General features: G+C 60.9%; 16 protein-coding genes and 5 pseudogenes. 10 read left to right on the top strand and 11 right to left on the bottom strand.

Annotated features, from left to right (window positions below):
- The first annotated feature begins 13 nt into the window (after positions 1-13).
- Entirely contained in the window at positions 14-1,051 is a 1,038-nt protein-coding gene (locus LB547_RS10910; protein ID WP_140518210.1) for a chemotaxis response regulator protein-glutamate methylesterase, read from the top strand.
- Between the two features lie 47 nt (positions 1,052-1,098).
- On the top strand, positions 1,099-2,052 hold the full coding sequence (locus LB547_RS10915; protein WP_281406002.1) for a PleD family two-component system response regulator: 954 nt from the start codon (positions 1,099-1,101) through the stop codon (positions 2,050-2,052).
- 238 nt (positions 2,053-2,290) lie between these two features.
- On the opposite strand, the gene LB547_RS32345 is transcribed toward LB547_RS10915, so the two are convergent.
- The gene (locus tag LB547_RS32345; protein WP_263483116.1) at positions 2,291-2,419 is read right to left on the bottom strand and encodes a hypothetical protein; all 129 of its coding nucleotides are present in this window, start codon (positions 2,417-2,419) and stop codon (positions 2,291-2,293) included.
- Between LB547_RS32345 and LB547_RS10920 the strand changes: the two genes are divergently transcribed.
- The gene (locus tag LB547_RS10920) at positions 2,418-2,720 is read left to right on the top strand and encodes an Hpt domain-containing protein (protein WP_181165450.1); all 303 of its coding nucleotides are present in this window, start codon (positions 2,418-2,420) and stop codon (positions 2,718-2,720) included. The genes LB547_RS32345 and LB547_RS10920 overlap by 2 nt on opposite strands.
- 15 nt (positions 2,721-2,735) lie before the next feature.
- Here LB547_RS10920 and LB547_RS10925 read toward each other — a convergent pair whose 3' ends face one another.
- From LB547_RS10925 to LB547_RS10950, 6 genes are all read right to left on the bottom strand, one after another.
- Positions 2,736-4,163 carry a glycosyltransferase family 2 protein gene (locus LB547_RS10925; RefSeq protein WP_181168449.1) on the bottom strand — a complete coding sequence of 476 codons (1,428 nt, stop codon included), beginning with the start codon at positions 4,161-4,163 and terminating at the stop codon, positions 2,736-2,738.
- Positions 4,160-5,197, bottom strand: coding sequence for a HEAT repeat domain-containing protein (locus LB547_RS10930; protein ID WP_140558793.1), 1,038 nt, complete (start codon positions 5,195-5,197; stop codon positions 4,160-4,162). Before LB547_RS10930 ends, LB547_RS10925 begins: the two co-directional genes overlap by 4 nt.
- Positions 5,198-5,199: 2 nt before the next feature.
- The gene (locus LB547_RS10935; protein ID WP_140763968.1) at positions 5,200-6,954 is read right to left on the bottom strand and encodes a YaiO family outer membrane beta-barrel protein; all 1,755 of its coding nucleotides are present in this window, start codon (positions 6,952-6,954) and stop codon (positions 5,200-5,202) included.
- Positions 6,954-7,346 carry a response regulator transcription factor gene (locus tag LB547_RS10940; protein WP_140500730.1) on the bottom strand — a complete coding sequence of 131 codons (393 nt, stop codon included), beginning with the start codon at positions 7,344-7,346 and terminating at the stop codon, positions 6,954-6,956. The genes LB547_RS10935 and LB547_RS10940 overlap by 1 nt, the downstream gene beginning before the upstream one ends.
- Before the next feature lie 259 nt (positions 7,347-7,605).
- Positions 7,606-7,983: a response regulator gene (locus LB547_RS10945; RefSeq protein ID WP_140500731.1), complete on the bottom strand. Its 378-nt coding sequence runs from the start codon at positions 7,981-7,983 to the stop codon at positions 7,606-7,608.
- 5 nt (positions 7,984-7,988) lie between these two features.
- Positions 7,989-10,430 (bottom strand): ATP-binding protein, encoded by a 2,442-nt coding sequence (locus tag LB547_RS10950; RefSeq protein WP_140500732.1) that lies wholly within the window; start codon positions 10,428-10,430, stop codon positions 7,989-7,991.
- Between the two features lie 289 nt (positions 10,431-10,719).
- On the opposite strand from LB547_RS10950, the pseudogene LB547_RS10955 reads away from it, so the two are divergent.
- Positions 10,720-11,147, top strand: a pseudogene (locus tag LB547_RS10955) (DUF892 family protein).
- Between the two features lie 562 nt (positions 11,148-11,709).
- On the opposite strand, the gene LB547_RS10960 reads toward LB547_RS10955, so the two are convergent.
- The 3 genes and pseudogenes from LB547_RS10960 to LB547_RS10970 all read right to left on the bottom strand — a co-directional run.
- Positions 11,710-12,960 (bottom strand): phospholipase D-like domain-containing protein, encoded by a 1,251-nt coding sequence (locus LB547_RS10960; RefSeq protein WP_224655858.1) that lies wholly within the window; start codon positions 12,958-12,960, stop codon positions 11,710-11,712.
- 93 nt (positions 12,961-13,053) lie between these two features.
- Complete coding sequence (locus LB547_RS10965) at positions 13,054-13,380, bottom strand: low affinity iron permease family protein (protein ID WP_140632143.1); 327 nt, start codon at positions 13,378-13,380, stop codon at positions 13,054-13,056.
- Between the two features lie 179 nt (positions 13,381-13,559).
- Positions 13,560-13,746, bottom strand: a pseudogene (locus LB547_RS10970) (serine/threonine protein kinase); the annotation flags it as partial.
- A 177-nt stretch (positions 13,747-13,923) separates the two neighbouring features.
- Here LB547_RS10970 and LB547_RS10975 point away from each other — a divergent pair.
- The gene (locus LB547_RS10975) at positions 13,924-14,493 is read left to right on the top strand and encodes an EF-hand domain-containing protein (RefSeq protein WP_224655859.1); all 570 of its coding nucleotides are present in this window, start codon (positions 13,924-13,926) and stop codon (positions 14,491-14,493) included.
- A 332-nt stretch (positions 14,494-14,825) separates the two neighbouring features.
- Here the strand turns inward: LB547_RS10975 and LB547_RS10980 are convergent.
- Positions 14,826-14,924 (bottom strand): annotated as a pseudogene (locus LB547_RS10980) (DUF488 family protein); the annotation flags it as partial.
- Between the two features lie 31 nt (positions 14,925-14,955).
- On the opposite strand from LB547_RS10980, the gene LB547_RS10985 reads away from it, so the two are divergent.
- From LB547_RS10985 to LB547_RS32630, 5 genes and pseudogenes are all read left to right on the top strand, one after another.
- Positions 14,956-15,177 carry a DUF2188 domain-containing protein gene (locus tag LB547_RS10985; protein WP_140495891.1) on the top strand — a complete coding sequence of 74 codons (222 nt, stop codon included), beginning with the start codon at positions 14,956-14,958 and terminating at the stop codon, positions 15,175-15,177.
- Positions 15,178-15,203: 26 nt separating this feature from the next.
- Complete coding sequence (locus LB547_RS32620) at positions 15,204-15,365, top strand: multiubiquitin domain-containing protein (RefSeq protein ID WP_246679088.1); 162 nt, start codon at positions 15,204-15,206, stop codon at positions 15,363-15,365.
- 35 nt (positions 15,366-15,400) lie between these two features.
- Complete coding sequence (locus tag LB547_RS32625; protein WP_347439606.1) at positions 15,401-15,475, top strand: hypothetical protein; 75 nt, start codon at positions 15,401-15,403, stop codon at positions 15,473-15,475.
- Positions 15,450-15,551 (top strand): annotated as a pseudogene (locus LB547_RS32500) (hypothetical protein); the annotation flags it as partial. The gene LB547_RS32625 and the pseudogene LB547_RS32500, both read left to right, overlap by 26 nt.
- A gap of 9 nt (positions 15,552-15,560) precedes the next feature.
- A pseudogene (locus LB547_RS32630) lies at positions 15,561-15,761 on the top strand (tyrosine-type recombinase/integrase); the annotation flags it as partial.
- Positions 15,762-16,572 lie beyond the last annotated feature (811 nt).

The raw sequence follows: 16,572 nt of genomic DNA on the forward strand, positions 1-16,572 counted from the left end.
TGGCGACCAACGAATGAGAATTGGCGTAGTCAACGACATGCCGATGGCGGTTGAACTTCTGCGCCGGCTGGTCATGTCGACCGGCGAACACCAAGTCGCATGGATTGCGACCAATGGGCGTGAGGCGGTCGAGGTCTGCAGACGTGATCTGCCGGATCTGATACTCATGGATCTAGCGATGCCAGAGATGGACGGGGTGGAAGCGACCCGCAGAATCATGGCGGAAACCCCATGTTCAATCTTGCTGGTGACCGCCAGTATCGAAGCCAACGTCGCCGGCGTCTACGAAGCGATGGGGCATGGCGCGCTCGACGCCGTCGATATTCCCTCAGTAGGCATCGAAGGTGATGCGTCCTCGCAATCCGCACGGCTGTTGACCAACAAGATAGCAACGATCGGCAAGCTGATCGGCGATGCGCCGGGCAAGGCAAGAAGGAGGATGTCCCGTGCGGCTGAGCCGACAACTCGACGGCTAATTGCAATCGGTGCCTCTGCTGGCGGGCCGGCCGCCGTTGCCGCAGTCCTGAGCGCGTTTCCCGTTGATTTCGCCGCCGCCATCGTGCTCGTACAGCATCTCGATGCCCAATTCGTTCCAGGCCTTGCTGATTGGCTCGGCCAGCATACGCCTCTCCCGATCCGTCCAGCGCGGGAAAACGATAGTCCTCAAGCGGGCACCGTTCTCATTGCCAGTTCCGCGGATCATCTGGTTTTCAAGTCAGCTCAGCAACTTGGCTATACGCCTAGCCCCGAGGACAGCGTTTATCGGCCGTCCGTAGATGTGTTCTTCGAAAGTGCCGCGCAGTGGTGGCCTGGCTCGGTGATTGGAGTCCTGCTCACAGGCATGGGCAGGGATGGTGCGCACGGGTTGAGACAGCTCCGCGACAAGGGGCATCTCACAATCGCGCAGGATAGAGCAACCAGCGCCGTCTACGGCATGCCGAAGGCCGCCGCCGACGTCGGCGCGGCTGTTGATATTCTTCCTTTGAGTGCGATCGGCTCACGCATAATCGAAGCCCTTTCAGCGCTCCAGGTGAAAGGGTTCGTCCGATGACGCTAGAACCACAGCTGGTCCCACCACTTGCAGATAACTATTCATCCATGGTTCTGCTCATCGATGACCAGATCATGGTTTGCGAGGCGGTCAGGCGCGCTCTAGCCAGCGAGCCTGATATCTCCTTACACTTCTGCACCGACCCATTGAGAGCGATCACGGTCGCCGACGAGGTAAAGCCAACCGTCATCCTGCAGGATCTCGTCATGCCCGGGGTCGATGGGCTGCATCTGGTGCGAGAATACCGGAAGCATGCTTCGACACGCGCGGTACCAGTCATTGTGCTGTCGAGCAAGGAAGACCCAGCCACCAAGGGCGAAGCGTTCGCTGCGGGAGCGAACGATTATCTCGTAAAGCTTCCGGATCGTATCGAGCTGATTGCACGCGTTCGATATCACACGCGGGCCTATCTGGATCACGTCCAGCGAGAAGCTGCATACCGAGCGCTAAGGGAAAGCCAGCGACAGCTGATCAGTGCTAATCTCGAGCTTGAACGTCTGACGCGGATCGATGGCCTGACGGGCCTCGGCAACAGGCGCTATTTTGACGAATATCTGGCGTCTGAATGGAAGCGTGCTTTTCGCGCACAATCCCCATTGTCGCTGTTGATGATCGATGCCGACAACTTCAAACGATACAATGATACCTATGGCCATATGGCCGGCGACGAGGTGCTCAAGCAAATCGCCCGCGTAATCCAGAGCGGTTCCGGCCGTTCCACCGATCTCGCTGCGCGGTACGGAGGCGAAGAGTTCGTCATCGTGCTGGTCGACACTTTACTGGAACAATCCAGTGCGATCGCAGAGCAGCTCGTCCAGAGCGTGCGGGAGCTGAACATACCCCACGGCTCGGATCGCGTGACCATCAGCGTTGGCGTCGCAACAGCGGTGCCCACCGAGAACGAAACGCCGAAGGATTTCGTCAATGCCGCCGATCTGGCTCTTTTTCGTGCCAAATCGGAAGGACGAAATCGTGTTGCGCTTCAGATGTCCCGCGCTTGACGAGTGGCTAGGCAAACTGTTGGGCCATGCAAGCCGTATTGCCGGTCGTGAGCTCATGGCGGCAGGATGGTACACTTTCACCAATTGCATGATAGCGGACGTGCTGCGGCCGCCGACCTGTCGGCCTATCCGAATACCGCAGCAGGCTCCAAACATTTGAAAATACGTTGAATGCACCCCGCTCGCCGGCCTTCAAGAAGGTCTATGCCGACCAGCTCGCTCATTCCGCGGTTGGACATCAAAAACTCATCGCCATTGCATTTGGCTGAAGCGGGCGCCGCAGTTCTGCTCTGACAGGAGCGTGGACCGCAAGCAGTTCGTTCCACTCCACCGAGTTTTCTGCTTGAATACCTTTAAAGCCATCCATGGAGGCCCCTTCCATTCTGAATGATCCCTTCGCCCCCTTACGACAGCGTTTCCTGGCTCGGTGCGCCACTCAACTCGCGGAGTTGAGGGCGGCGCGTCAGAGAGGCCCGTCAGTGGGCTCCAACGACACCCTGATTCCCACCGCGCACTCGCTCGCCGGGGCCGCGGGGACATTCGGGTTTGCGGAGATCAGCGCGCGGGCATCGGCGTTGGAGACATTGCTGATCGAGCAGGCGGACGATGGGGCCTCGCACGCCGCACTCGATGCGCTTATCACGGAGATCGAGCGGACGCTGAAGTGACTCAGCAGACGGGGCTCACTTCTTCGCGCCGCCCAGGCCGGTCCTGGTCATCTCACCCCAGCTCTGGTCGGCCCGAAGAAATTGCCACCAGCCCTTCACGCGCCAGAAATTGTTGAGCTGGCGGTAGCCGAAATTCTCGATCACGGCGACCGCCGTCAATACCGCGAGGTCCCTGGCGCGGGGAAAACGCTGCAACTCGGCCTCTTCGAGAACGAGAGAGCATACGCTCACGCAGACGCCATAGGTGAAGATGAGCGAGGTGAAGGCCAGAAGATATTCGGCCGAAAGGACACCGAGCAGCCAGAAGGCGGGGATGAGGATATAGCCCAGCACCTCCGCCACCGGTCCCAGAACGTCGACAATGAAGATGTGGCCGAAGCCGAGAAAGCCGACGCGGCCATAGCGCGGGTTGAAGAGCATGGAGCGGTAGCGGAAGAAGCATTCGAGCGAGCCGCGCTGCCAGCGCGTGCGCTGCCGGGCAAGGACGCTCAGCGATTCCGGCGCCTCGGTCCAGCACACCGGCTCCGGAATGAACTGGATGCGGTATTTGCGCTTTTTATCCCGCATATAGCGGTGCAGCTTGATGACGAGGTCGAGGTCCTCGCCCATCGAACCCTTGGTGAAGCCGCCGACCGCCACCACTTCGGCCCGGCGAAACATGCCAAAAGCGCCGGAGACCAGCATCAGTGTGTTGATGCGGCTCCAGGCAAGCCGCGCCATCAGGAAGGCGCGCAGGTATTCGACCACCTGGAGCAGTGGCAACAGACGGCGTGGCAGACGGACTTCGCGCACCCTGCCTGCCTCGATCCTGGAGCCGTTGGCGATGCGGATCGTGCCGCCGACGGCAATGGTGCGCTCGGGGTCGTCGATGAATGGCTGGGCGGCACGCATCAGCGCGTCGGGCTCAAGGATAGAGTCGCCGTCGATGACACAAAAGAGCGGCGCGCGACAGACATTGATGCCGGCGTTCTGGGCGTCGGCCTTGCCGCCGTTCTCCTTGTCGACGACGAACAGCCGCTCGGTCATCGGTGACGAATAGAGGCCGCGGATCGGATTGTGCGCGAGCGCCTCCTCATGGGGCCGATGGAACTTTACCAGCTTGAACGCCTCGATAAGGCGCAGCAAGGTCTCGTCTTTCGAGCCGTCGTTGATGACGATGACCTCGAAATTGGGATATTCGAGCGCCAGCATGGAATGGACGCTCTCGACCACGTTCAAGGCCTCGTTGTAGGCGGGCACCAATAGCGCGATCGGCGGCGCGACATCGCCATAGCGGTGCCAAAGCAGCGCCGAGCGCGCGACCGGTGGGCGCTTGGACAATGCATAGCCGGCGACGATGAGCTGCAGGAGGTATATCGTCGTCTGCGCCAGCCCGGCCCCGATGATGAACCAAGACAAGATGGTGGCGGCAAGAACGATCTCGTCGCTCCAGTCGGCGATCATACGGCTGGTCCCTCGGCAAGAATGAGCGAGGCGGTGCGCTGGCTGCGCGAGACCTCGCTGTCGGCAATCTGGCGCAGCAACCGCTCTCCCGGCTGGCCGAAGGAGCGCAGCGCGTTGGCGGCGGCATAGCGCACGTTCCACACCTCGTCGCCCATCAGCTTGGATAGCGGCCGGCCAAGTTCGGCGAGGCCGAGGCGGCCGGCGGCATCGGCGGCCGCGCTGCGCACCTCCCAGTCGCCTTTTGTCATCGCGGTCGAGAGGATCGCCGGCGCGTCGGCATTTCCGGTGAGGCCGAGCGCCCGCAGTGCCGCCGCGGCAACCTCGGACGAGGCGTCGTCGGCCAAGCGGGCGAAGAGATCGGCGAAGCGGAAGCCGCCGGCGCGGGCCAATGCGTCGATCGCGGCCGCCCTTATGAAGGGCACGGCGTCGGCGCGCGCGGCATGGTCCGCCAGTTCCTCCAGGCGCGCGTGCGGAAAGCGCCTGAACAGCTCGATCAGGCGTCGCGAGCGCTGCCCGGCCACGCCGATCTTGCGCAGCGCAATGCCGAGCGGCGGCAGGCTGTTCAGATCGCAGAGCGCTATGGCGACGGCGATCCTGACCTCGCGCGAGCGGTCGTGGTCGAGCGCGGAAAGCAGGCTTGCCACCGCACCTTCCGAGCGCAGCGCCGCCAGCATCTCGGCCGCATGGATGCGTTCGGCGCCGTTGCCCTTTTCCAGTTGCCTGCCGACAAGGGCCGGCAGGCCACATTCCTTGAAAGCAGCAAGGACATCGTCGTGCTCCTCGCCGCGCAAAAGCGAAATGAACTCGAAGCCGGTATTGATCGCCACGCCAGCCGGCACCGAAAGAATGGCCGTTTTCAACACCTCGCGGTCGCGGCTCTCGGTGAAGGCGATCAGCGCAGTCAGAAGCTGACGCCGCTGGTCGGCCGCAGCCTTGCTCCGGCGCTCCTGCAGGACGCGTCTCGCGATCAGGAACAGCATGATCACCAGCGAAAGAGCGCTGAGCAGTATGGAGAGATCCCAGATGTACCACATGGTCAGAACCGCGCGGTCAGGCCGAGACCGAATGTATTCCGGTCGAATCTCGGTCGTTCTTCATGCGCGATGCTGGCGCGCAACGTCAGCGGATCGCTGATGTCCCAGGAAACACCACCAAAGACCGCGCGCGTCGGCACCAGCGTGCCGTCGGAGATTTCGGGAGCGTCGGCATAACCGCCGAACACGTTGAAGTGCGGTGTCGCAGCAAGGTCGACGCGAAGCACATAACCGTCTGCGCCCGTGCCGATATCATCCTGCGCATGAACCCAGCGGGCGGAAAGCCCCAGGCGGCCGTCTAGGATAGAGGTCTGCACCCATGGCGAGATGCTGGTGACATTTGTGTCGGCGAAATTGTCGTAGCGGGCGTCGATGTTGAGCGAAAGCGGGCCGAACGCCTTTGCCGGCGCCATGACCTGCCACGAAGCCCCGGCGCCGATCGAATAGCGCGCGAGGAAATCAGCGTCCGGCGTCGCCGCCGCCAGAGCATAGGCAGAGAACGCCGGCGAGAAGGCCTGGTCGATACGGCCTTCGATCTGGACGTCGGTGCGGCCGAAGCGTGTAGCCAGCCGGGTGCGACCGGAAATCGTGGTGCGCGGCGACAGCCGATAGGCAAGACCTGCCGAACTGTCGGTCCAGTCGCCGAGCTCGCTCGTGAGATCGCTCACCTCGCTGCCGAGATCGAGCCGCCATTTGCGCGGCGGCGGCGCGGCCAGCCTTTGCTCGATATCGAAAGAGCCAGGCTCGACGGCGAGCGCTTGGCTGTAGGCATCCCGCGCGTCCTCCTCTTTACCCTCGGCGCGGCGCACATCGCCGAGCCCGACCAGCGCCTCGGCATTGCGCGGATCGGCCGCAAGCACGCGCTGGAACGACTGCCCGGCCCGCGTGTAATCGGCCTCGAGCAAAGCCACTCTCGCATCCAGCTCGAGCGCCTCGACATTGCCTGGCACTGAGGCCAGCACGCCATCGACCAAGCGGCGGGCGCTCGGCGCGTCGCCCCGCCAGATCGCCAGGCGCACCTTGCCGAGCCGCGCGTCGAGAAGGCCCGGCTTGATCGCAAGCGCGCGGTCGAAGAAAAGCCCCGCCTCGTCGAAGCTTTGGCTGGAGCCGACGACCAGGCCAAGGGCGACGAGGATGTCGGTGTTCTTCGGCGCCAGTCCCAGTGCCCGGCGATAGACTTTCTCCGCCTCGGGCAGCTTTCCCGCCGCTCGCAGGCGTCTGCCCTGCTCCATCAGACCGGCGACGGGATCGGGCCGCCGGCTAGTCGGTTTCTTTGTCGGCGCCGGAACCGCGGGAGACCGTCTCACCTCACTGCCGGCGGCTTGCTTCGCCTTCTGGATATTCGCGATAAGCGTGGCGGCGTCAGCGTTGCCGGGCTCGGCCCGCAGGGCCGTTTCGGCTAGCGGAAGCGCGGCATCCAGATTGCCCGAGCGGAACTCGACCTCAGCCATGCCAAAGCTGGCGTCCCGATAGGTTGGGGCCAAGGACAGGGCGTTGGAAAAAGCGTCGCGCGCTGCCGACAGATTGTCGCGGCCGAGTTCGGCAAAACCGAGTTGCACCAAGGCGTCGGCGTTATCGGGTTTAAGCGCAAGGGCGCGCCGTAAAAACTCCACCGCCTCGTCAAAATGCTGCGCTTGCCTGGCCTTGACGCCGAACTCGTAAAGTTCATCCACCGTCTGCGCCAGCACCGCGCCCTGGGGCGCAGCGATCGCCAGGATCAGACATGCGCCAAGGGCTGCGCACCGGCAGCGCCGCATCAGCGTTTCCCGCTCTTTCGCGCGAGCAGACGCGCCAACCGCGCCAGAAGCTCCTCGGGGATGAATGGCTTCACAAGGTAGTCGTCGGCTCCTTTTTCGAGGGCCGAGACGATGTCCCTTTCGCCCTTGCGGGCGGTCAGCATGACGACCGGGGTTTCGGACAAAGCCGGATCGCCCTTGATGCGGGCAAGGACCTCCAGGCCGTCGGCCTTGGGCATCATCGCGTCGAGCACGATGATGTCCGGCGCCTCATGCTCTGCCTTCGAGAGCGCTTCCGCCCCGTCTACTGCTTTGATGACCTCATATCCCTTTGCCCTGAGCCTGAATTCCATCAGCTCGATCAACAAGGGATCGTCATCGCAAATCAGAACTCTTGCCTTCGCTCCGTTCACCAGCCTTGCTCCGGTTCCGTCGCCCCCCGGAGTGATCCCATGAACCGACATCCGCCAATGCGGTCCATGCAGACAGAAATATTCGTCTCGACTCTCTCATCGACGTCCGCCGATGCCACGCGATTATAGACAACCTGATTCGCTGCGCCTGCACCTCGGCACAATCAGTAGATGAATAAGGCGACATGGTATAGGAGCCCTGAACGGCATCGCACAGTGTGCAGACAAACTGCGCTCGGTGGCCAAGCCATACCTCGGCTCAGGTGCGCGATAGAAGCAATCTTTTGACTTCACCGGCAAGCGCAAGCGGGTCGAAAGGTTTGGCGATCACCCCCACCGCCCCCATAGCCAGATAGCGTTCGACCTCATGCGTCTGGGTGCGCGCGGTGATGAACACCACGGGTATCGACGCCGTCGGCCGGGACTCGGCCAGGCGCCTCAGCGTCTCCGGTCCGTCCAAGTCCGGCATCATCACATCGAGCAGGATGAGGTCGGGCCGCCATTCGGCGGCATCGGCCAGCGCCTGCATGCCCGAAGAACAGGATCGCACCTCGAATTCCGGCTCGAGCTCCAGCGACATCTGGGCGATTTCGCGGATATCGTCCTCGTCGTCTACATAGAGGATCCTTGCGGGCATTAGCATCACTCCTTGGCGTGCGCGGCAGGCCGAGTGCCATTGCGGGACGAAACCAACATGTTCCGTACCAACTTTGCCACATCGATTTCCGACGCTCTGGTCTTGGTCATGATCGCCTGCACCCGATCGCCGAGCTTCTGGTCGAGTTCCGCCGCCGAGAACACGATGACCGCAGTCTCGAGGGGCAGATCGGTCAGGAGGTCGAGGCCCGATCCGTCGGGAAGCGCGATATCCAGGATGACTAGGTCGAAGCGATAGCGGGCGATCGCCTCCTGGGCCTGCTTTAGTGTCTTCGCCGAGGTGATCGAGACGCCCGAACCCAGCCCTTCTGACATCACCGCAAGCACGCCCTCATCGTCTTCGACATGCAGGATTTGTGGCTTCGGCTCGACCCTACGGCCGACGATCTTGGCAAGAGCGGCGTGAAGCCGTTTCGAATCCACCGGCTTCTCCAGCCAGTCGACGATGCCGACGGCGCTGCCGTTCAGCGAGCGCCTGGCCTCGTCGGCGACGGCGGAGATGACGATGACCGCAATGTCGGAATTCACCGGTGATGCCCGTATGTCGTGGAAGAGCTTGATTCCGGATTCCCCCGCCAGCTTGATGTCGAGCGTCAGCGCCACGTAGTCGCGCGAGCTCAGCAGCGCTTTGGCGGTGTCGATATCGGGCGCGACGTCGCTGGCAAAGCCTTCTGCATCGAGAAGTGCTGCGATCACCACAGCAATGTCAGGCTCGTCCTCGCAGATGAGGACACGCAGGCGGCCATCGCGCTTGCGCGCCCGGCGCTCGACCGAAACCGGCTTCTCGGTCTGCCTGTGCGCTTCGGGGAGGTCAATGTGAAACGAGGTTCCCTTGCCTTCCTCGGTTTCGAAGGAGATGCCGCCGCCCAACTTTTCAGTGATGGCCTTGACGATGCTCAAGCCCAGGCCAGTACCGCCTATCTTGCGAGTGCTGGAGGCGTCCGCCTGCTCGAACTTCCCGAATATGCGACTGCGGAACGCCTCGGGGATGCCAGCGCCCTGGTCCACGACCGAGATGCGCAGCATATCGGGGGCACGACGATGGAGTTTCACCGTGACGATGCCATCAGTGTGCGAGAACTTGATCGCATTCGACAGCAGGTTGGCCATCACCTGATGCAGGCGATCCGGATCTATGTTGGCTTCGGCGCGCGGGGCATCGTCGACCAAGACGATCCTGATTCGGCTGTCGGCCATGTAGTTGGTGCTGGCGGCAATCGCCTGTTCCAGGACCGGGCGGACAGCCATCTGCCTGATCTTGAAGGTGATCACGCCAGATTCGATCTTCTCCATATCAAGGATGTCGTTGATGAGAAGAACCAGCCTTTCACTGTTGGTGTGGGCGATGTTGACGAGATTGGCGGCCTTGGGCGGCAGTTCGCCGGCGACGCCGGCCGCGATCAAACCAAGTGAGCCGCGGATGGAGGTCAGTGGGGTGCGCAATTCGTGGCTGACCGTCGAGATGAAATCGTTCTTCAACTGGGCATTTCGCTTTTGCTCGGTGATGTCGCGATTGTAGGTGATGACGCCGCTGATCTTGCCGGTCTCGTCGCGGAACGGTGCCTTCAGCGTGTAGAGCCAGCCTTGTCTGCCGTCCGGGAAAACCGCCGGCTGGTCGATGCGCAGCGTCTGCCCGGCTTCCAGAGCGCCCATCTCATCCTGCCGGAAGCGCTCGGCCACGTCCTTAGAGTAGAAATCGAAATCCGTCTTGCCGATAAGCTGTTCGACCGAAGCGGCGCGCATCATTTCGGCAGTGGCGGGATTGGCGGCGATGAACCGGCCGTCGACATCCTTAATGTTCAGGCAATCCGGGAGTTCGCGGACCATGGCCCGGTAGATCATGTTGGACATCGCAAGATCGCGCCGCCGCTGCTGCCGGTCCAGCAGAACGCTTATGAGGACGGTGCTGAGGAAGCGGAACACGAGTGATGGGAGTGTGCTCTGCTGCACCAGGTCGGCAACGACTTGCGAGGGGATGATCAGGAGCGTGATCAGCCCGGCGAAAGCTACCGACACGCCGAGTCCGAATATGTCGAACATGGTGCGAGACCGGGCAGTAACGATGTGGTGCCACGCAATACCGACTATAGCGGTGATGAGGATCCCCACGACACCGACGCTCGCGCCCTGTCCACCGAGATAGATGCGATAGGCAATGGAGCCGGCAGTAGCGATGAACATCGCCGGCCATCCACCGAAGAACGCGGCAGCCGCAATGAAGGCGGCGCGGAGATCGACGACGAAGCCGGAGACGGACAAGCCCGTCGCCATGGAAATGATCGCGCCCATGCACATGACCACACCAAGAACCAGCGACTGCATCCGCGTCGACAGGCGCCCGGTGAAGTCCGCCACAAGATCCCAGGCGACCACGAGGATGGAGACCAGGGCAAGATTGGCGAGGAGTGACTGCCAGAACTCGGTCATGACTTTCCCGCTCCTTTTCCCGATAGATACCGCCAAAACCTATCCGAGGTCTAAAGAAGCTACAGACTCCGGCCCTCTGCCAGTTGAGGCTCGCTGCTCGAAGTCGCGTCGGTGGTTAATCCGCGCGTCGACAGCCCTCTGGCCGAGCCTGCCATAGCCCGGGCGGAACCATCCTCTCCGCTCGCGGTTTGGGCGAGCAACCCAAAGGGAGAGCTTCATGACACAATCGCGCGACTGGTTGATACAGTGGCTGAGAGACGCTCACGCCATGGAGGAGCAGGCCGAGACGATGCTCTCCGGGCAACTGTCACGCCTCGAAAGCTATCCGGAACTCGGCGACCGCATCCGTCAGCGCGGCAGCAGGCCTCGCGCCTCAAAAGCTGTCTTGACCGGATCGGAGAGGGATCCTCCGCGATGAAAGACGCAGGTGGCAAGCTCACCGCCATGTCCCAGTCGATCAGCGGCGTGTTCGCCGGCGACGAGGTGATGAAGGGTTCGCTTGCCAGCTATACTTTCGAGCATATGGAGATTGCCTCCTACACGATGCTCATCGCCGCGGCCAACGCCGAAGGGGAGGCCGAGGTGGCGCGTGTGTGTGTGAACAGAATCTGCGCGAAGAGGAGGCGATGGGGGGATTGGCTCAAGAGCCATCTCGCCGAGACGACGCAGATGTTCCTGTCTCGCGCCGCTGCCGACAGCGATGCCGCGAAACGGTGACGCCCAAATGGCGCGGGCGGACTTTTTTTCTGGCGATCGGGTCCGCTGGGCGGCTCTTGCGCCGGCCGCTGGGTCTTAGGTCGCAGCTAAGAGCCCGCTTCTCCTCCCACAAGAGCGGACTCTTGTCTCGAGTTTATGATCGGCCGCGGATTCGTCAGGGCACGGGTGGGGCAACATGAAGCGACTTCTGTCAGATCTCGCCGCAATGGCTGAGCCCGGCTTCTGGATCGCCCCGGGGCTTTTGGCGCTGCCTTACGCAAGTGGGCGTATTCGTCCTCATTAAGACATGCCGGTGCCTCTGATCGCTCAGGCTTCCAGCCGCCCATGCGCGGACCTTAATACACCATCGTTGAGAGCACTTTCGGGTCTCACTGTCATGATCGCAAAGGGGCCGCGTGACCGACGAGGTGGGGATGCATCGACCGATGAAGTTGCTGGGCGCGTGTTGAGCAATCCGCTCGGTGTTATTGCGGGGTTGCTCCCATTCTTGCGCGTGGCGCACCATATTAGCCATTTGACGGGCGCAGATGCCGGTTTGCGGGGACTCGTCCACCAAGAGGCTCTAGAGTTGCGAGTGTAGTCTGCTGGCCAGCCAGTCCGATATTTTTTCGGTCAGGGGGCGCGCTTCCCATTCGCCCAAACTGATCTGCCTTGATCGCGCAAGATCCTGGCTGAACAGGTCGATCTGCGTTTTGGCAAAATCCCGGCCGTATACATTCAGCGTGGCTTCGTCGTTCAGTCGCAAAGAGCGCTCGTCCAGGTTGGCAGAGCCAAAGCTCGTCCAGACGTCGTCGACGATCAGGAGTTTGGGATGATACATCGTTGGCTGGAACTCGAAGATCCGGACCCCAGCTTTGAGCAAGTCGCCCCAGAAGTACCGCGAGCCCTTTCGGACCAGGGGCACGTCTGTGAGCCAGTTGGGCACGATCACGTCGACTGCTACCCCTCGTTTCCTGGCGTCCAAGATCTGCTGCAGGGCAATATCGTCAGGCACGAAATAGGCCATTCCGATGCGAAGATGATCCCTGGCGGCAGCGATCGCCGCCAGCATCATCAGTTCCATGTTCTCCGAGCCATTTGGCTGCGATGACAGGATCAGCTGAGCGCTAAGCGACCCCGCAGGTTCGGAGGGTGAGTAGAACTTCTCACCTTGCAATGTCTCGCCGGCCGTCTCCAACCAGTTTTCCGCGAATGCCGCCTGGAAGGCAGACACTGCGGGTCCTTTGACTTGATAGTGCGTGTCGCGCCACTCATCTGGATTGCGGGCGTTTCCGAGCCAGTTGTCGGCAATACCGACGCCGCCGGTGAACGCGACCAGCCCGTCAACGATGAGCAGCTTGCGATGGGTCCGGTTGTTTACACGATCCAACGTATACCAATGAATAGGTCTATAGCGCTGGAACCGCACACCGGCGCTTGTCATGATCTCGATCAGGTCTTCATCGAACGGCAGGCTGCCGACCCAGTCAACGAGCACACGGACCTCGACACCCTCCCGGGCTTTGGTTGCCAACGCGGTCGCGAACTCATAACCGACGACCCCCGACCAATAGATATAGGTCTCGAAATCAATTGTAGACCGAGCCGCATGGATTGCCTGCAGCATTGAAGGGAAGATCTCATCTCCGTTGACAAGGGTTTGTACCGAGTTTGAATCGAACAGCTGTCCTTGTGAATAACTGCTCATGCTCCTTGCAAATTCGGGATCCGACGCGTCGAATCGGTGCGGGACAAGCGTTCGCAAAATGCGTGGCTCTGGTGCCAAGTTTATGCTCAGCAAAGTGATCAGGCTGGCGATGACGGCAAGGGCCACGTATTTGAGGCTCTTAAGCAGCCTTCCCCGGTTTACGCCAAACCTCACTGGGTCCGCACCCGCCCGTAGCGCCGCGAGTCCGCATGGCACATCTCAATCGCCCTGCTGTTTACGAGTGCGATGCTTTTCGATTTCCTCTGGTTCCTCATCATCGATTCTGGTGATGTTCGATGCCGAGCTATTCGTTCGCAACATCTCATCCAGCTTGGCATGGATCGCCTGCGTGTCGCGATGTTCTGCGCGTTGAATGAACAGTGTCATGGCCCAGGTGAACAGGGTCGCCGCGCCGTGCCAGTTCAAACTCGCCCTGTCGAGAAATAGCCAAAGGGCCGCGTAAGCCAGCAGCACCAGGAATGCTGCCGGCCGAGAGGTCAACGTGCCAATTGAGGTGAGCACGCTCGTGATCGGGCGAGTTGCCATCATCAAGAACTTTCGACTGCAACGCAGGTTCCCGTTGTGCCAAGCTCTACAATGCATGCCGGCGGAGCGCCAAGCAGTGGTGGGAGCGCATGTTCCATTCCAAGCGGCGTTCGATCATCTTTTTTAGGAGCAGCCTGCGAGCATTCTCTATCTCACCATTTCGGCAGCAACGATCACCGTGGTTTGTGTTCCTCGATTGCGCGTTCGATAGCCTTTACGCGTCTCACCCAAGCGAAGGTCGGCAGTCTGGAAATCGTCTGATGGCCGCGCCACTGACAGTCTCCGAAGCCGACAGTTCCTCAACACGGGTTCGGGCGTCCAGCCGTGTGAAGATGCAATCGCTTCCAGTTCGGCGGCGGTTTGCGTCGTCGGCGCCCGCCAAACGGTGAGTACCCCGCAGCCGTGAGCGAGGCGGCCCATCAAATGACCGAAGATGTTGTCGCTCGACATCGCTGCATCGTACTTCAGCTGCCGAACCTCACGATTTGAGCTTCTATTGTGCAGCTTGCATCCGGAACCAAAGTCTGAGGAGCAAGTTTGGCCGTGAATGCCGAAGTTTGGCATGGCCATTCAAGGAAGGAAAATCCGATGAAAGTACAATGTGGGACGACGGCAGCTGCCGCTGCTTTGGTCATGTTAAGCTTGCCGGCGCTGGCCCAGACGAGTGGGACACCGGAGCTTAAGCCGCCGCCGCAGCAGTCTGGATCCACACCACTGCCAGGCCCTAACAAACAGACAGAAGACCAGACGCGTGAGATGATGCGGCAGATGATGGACGAGATGTTACAGGACAAGCTGCAGGGAGATCGCGGCCCCGAAGAAAGGCCTCCGCATCGGCAAGATTGGCACCGGGACATAGGGCAAGGGCCGCACGATGGGGACAGGATAGCTCGAAAGCCTGATCGCATGGGGCCTCGCATGATGCACGCGGCCAGGATGAAAATAATGTTTGCGATAATGGACGCCGACGGCGATGGAGCACTTTCGCAGAGCGAGATCCAGGATGTGATCGGGAGGATATTTGACGTCGTCGACGAGAACGGCGATGGCAGGATTGATTTGGAGGAGATTGAATCCTTCTCACATAGTCGCGGAAGTGGAGAGATGCAGTAGCACTTCGAACTTAGGCGCTTTTTTGGACGCTATCCCTAGCATCGGTTGGTAGTATGCCCGGCTGGTCGATCGGACCTCCACACCGATGCGAGCATGCTCGTGCAGTGACCCGAAGCAGGCAAGCGTCTCTTCAATTCGTGGAACGTGCCAGAGGCCGAAGTGCCTCGGCGCTTCCAGCAAGGTTTCATGAATTGGCTCAGTTCCGCACCCTGATGGGCGGCTGGTGCAGGCAAAGCACGTCTATTCAAATGCAGGACTGCACAAAACCCGGCGCAAGCCGAACATCCGCCTCACACACCCGACCTTGCGCGTCTCCGATGCCGCGGCGGCGCGGACTCGCCACGACTGATCAGATAATTCGCGACGATTCTCCTGTGGCAGCGCCACCAAAGCGTTTCCGAGCACATGATGGCGCACCGCTGCTGCCTGCCGACGGACAAACGAACCTTAACGGAGACTTTCATGGGCAAAAATCAGCATGTCGTACCTCGCGACGGTCAGTGGGCGGTGCTCGGCGCCGGCAATAACCGCGCCACTTCGCTTCATCCGACCCAAGCCGGTGCGGTCGCCTCGGCAAGAGACATCGCCATCAACCAGCACAGCGAGGTGGTGATCCATCGCCCCAACGGGCAGATCCGCGACTCGAACTCTTACGGCAACGATCCCTTCCCGCCGCGCGGTTAGCGGCTTCAACACAAGGATATCCTAAAATGCAGACCCAGGAGAACGAAAAGGGCAAGGACAAGACCGTCACCATCATTGTTGACGGCAGCCCCTACGAGGTCCCGAAGAAGGACACCATCACCTACGCCGAGGTGGTGACACTAGCTTATCCCGATTATCCGCAGCACCCGAGATCACCTACTCGGTAACTTACACCCGCGGCGACGGTCACAAGCCGGAAGGCATCCTGGCTCCGGGTGGCAGCGTGAAGGTCAAGGAAGGAATGGTCTTCAGTGTTAATCGAACTGGCCAGTCATAACGACGACATCCGCCGACTGCTTGAAAAGGGCTACGCCCTGAGGGTCGACACATTGCACCTCGTGGTCCGGGACGTTCCGTACCTCGCTCTCGCCGGATTGCCGAAGGGCCTTACACTGCACGGCTTGAGGAAGTCACTCGGGGTTTATCTCGCCGAGGCGGGAGCATCCACCAGGCAGATGATGGACGTTCTCGGCCATGACGATATCGACCATGCCGAACTCTATTCCCGGGAAGCGTCGCAGGTGCGTTTGGCTGTGCAGGGCATGGACCGAGTCGTAAGGCTGGTAACGCGCAAACCATTGCTTGGCGAACCTGTTGGCCAACCTCGTGGCGAACCACCATTTAACGCACTATAAATAACGATAATGGTGGGCCCGGAGGGCGTCTTAAGATCGTTGATTGTATTGAGTTTTTCGTGGGCCAGAAACGGAAAGCTTCCCATATCGTTCCGTATGCTCCCGTGACGCCATTTGGTCCGTTCCAACTAAGTTTGCGAAAGTTTCAGAGCCATGCTTCAGAATCAGCACATTAGGCGTGAAAGCAGCTCTTCTGGAGAATCGCTCGCAGAAGAGCTGCAGTGCCTACCCCTCTCCTGGAACCATGGGGTCTTGTCGAACACGGAGTGCAGTATGCATGGGCTTATCGAAACTCGCGATGGCGCCTCCATGGTTAGATAGAGGCCCGTCACCATGCGAGAAGAGATGTCCAACGCCAATTTCAGCCAAGGCCAAGGCCGTCCGAGCGGTAGACGCGTTTCTTCGTCGACAACGAATACGTCAACTATGATCGGTTGCACAAGTTCAAGCCGCCGCGGCACCGAAAGGGCACCTGGCGTGGTTGTAGCTTTGATGACCTCGCTCTCGCGCTTACACCCCTCACCCGTAGATCGACATCTTCAACCCGGGATTTGATGGAGAGCCAGTTTGGTGGAGCAAGGCCGGCCGCTTGCGCAAGCGATTTGGACTTGGCGAACCAACTGCGCGAAAGGGGGGGTGTCGGCTTGAGATAAAAGCCTTCCATCGTTCGACGCACGAGGGCTTCTCGATCTTTGTCGAGGGCGCGATGTCCCTGGCGTCGACCGCGCTTGCGGTGACC

This window comes from Mesorhizobium sp. B264B1B (genome assembly GCF_020165765.1).
GTDB lineage: Bacteria > Pseudomonadota > Alphaproteobacteria > Rhizobiales > Rhizobiaceae > Mesorhizobium.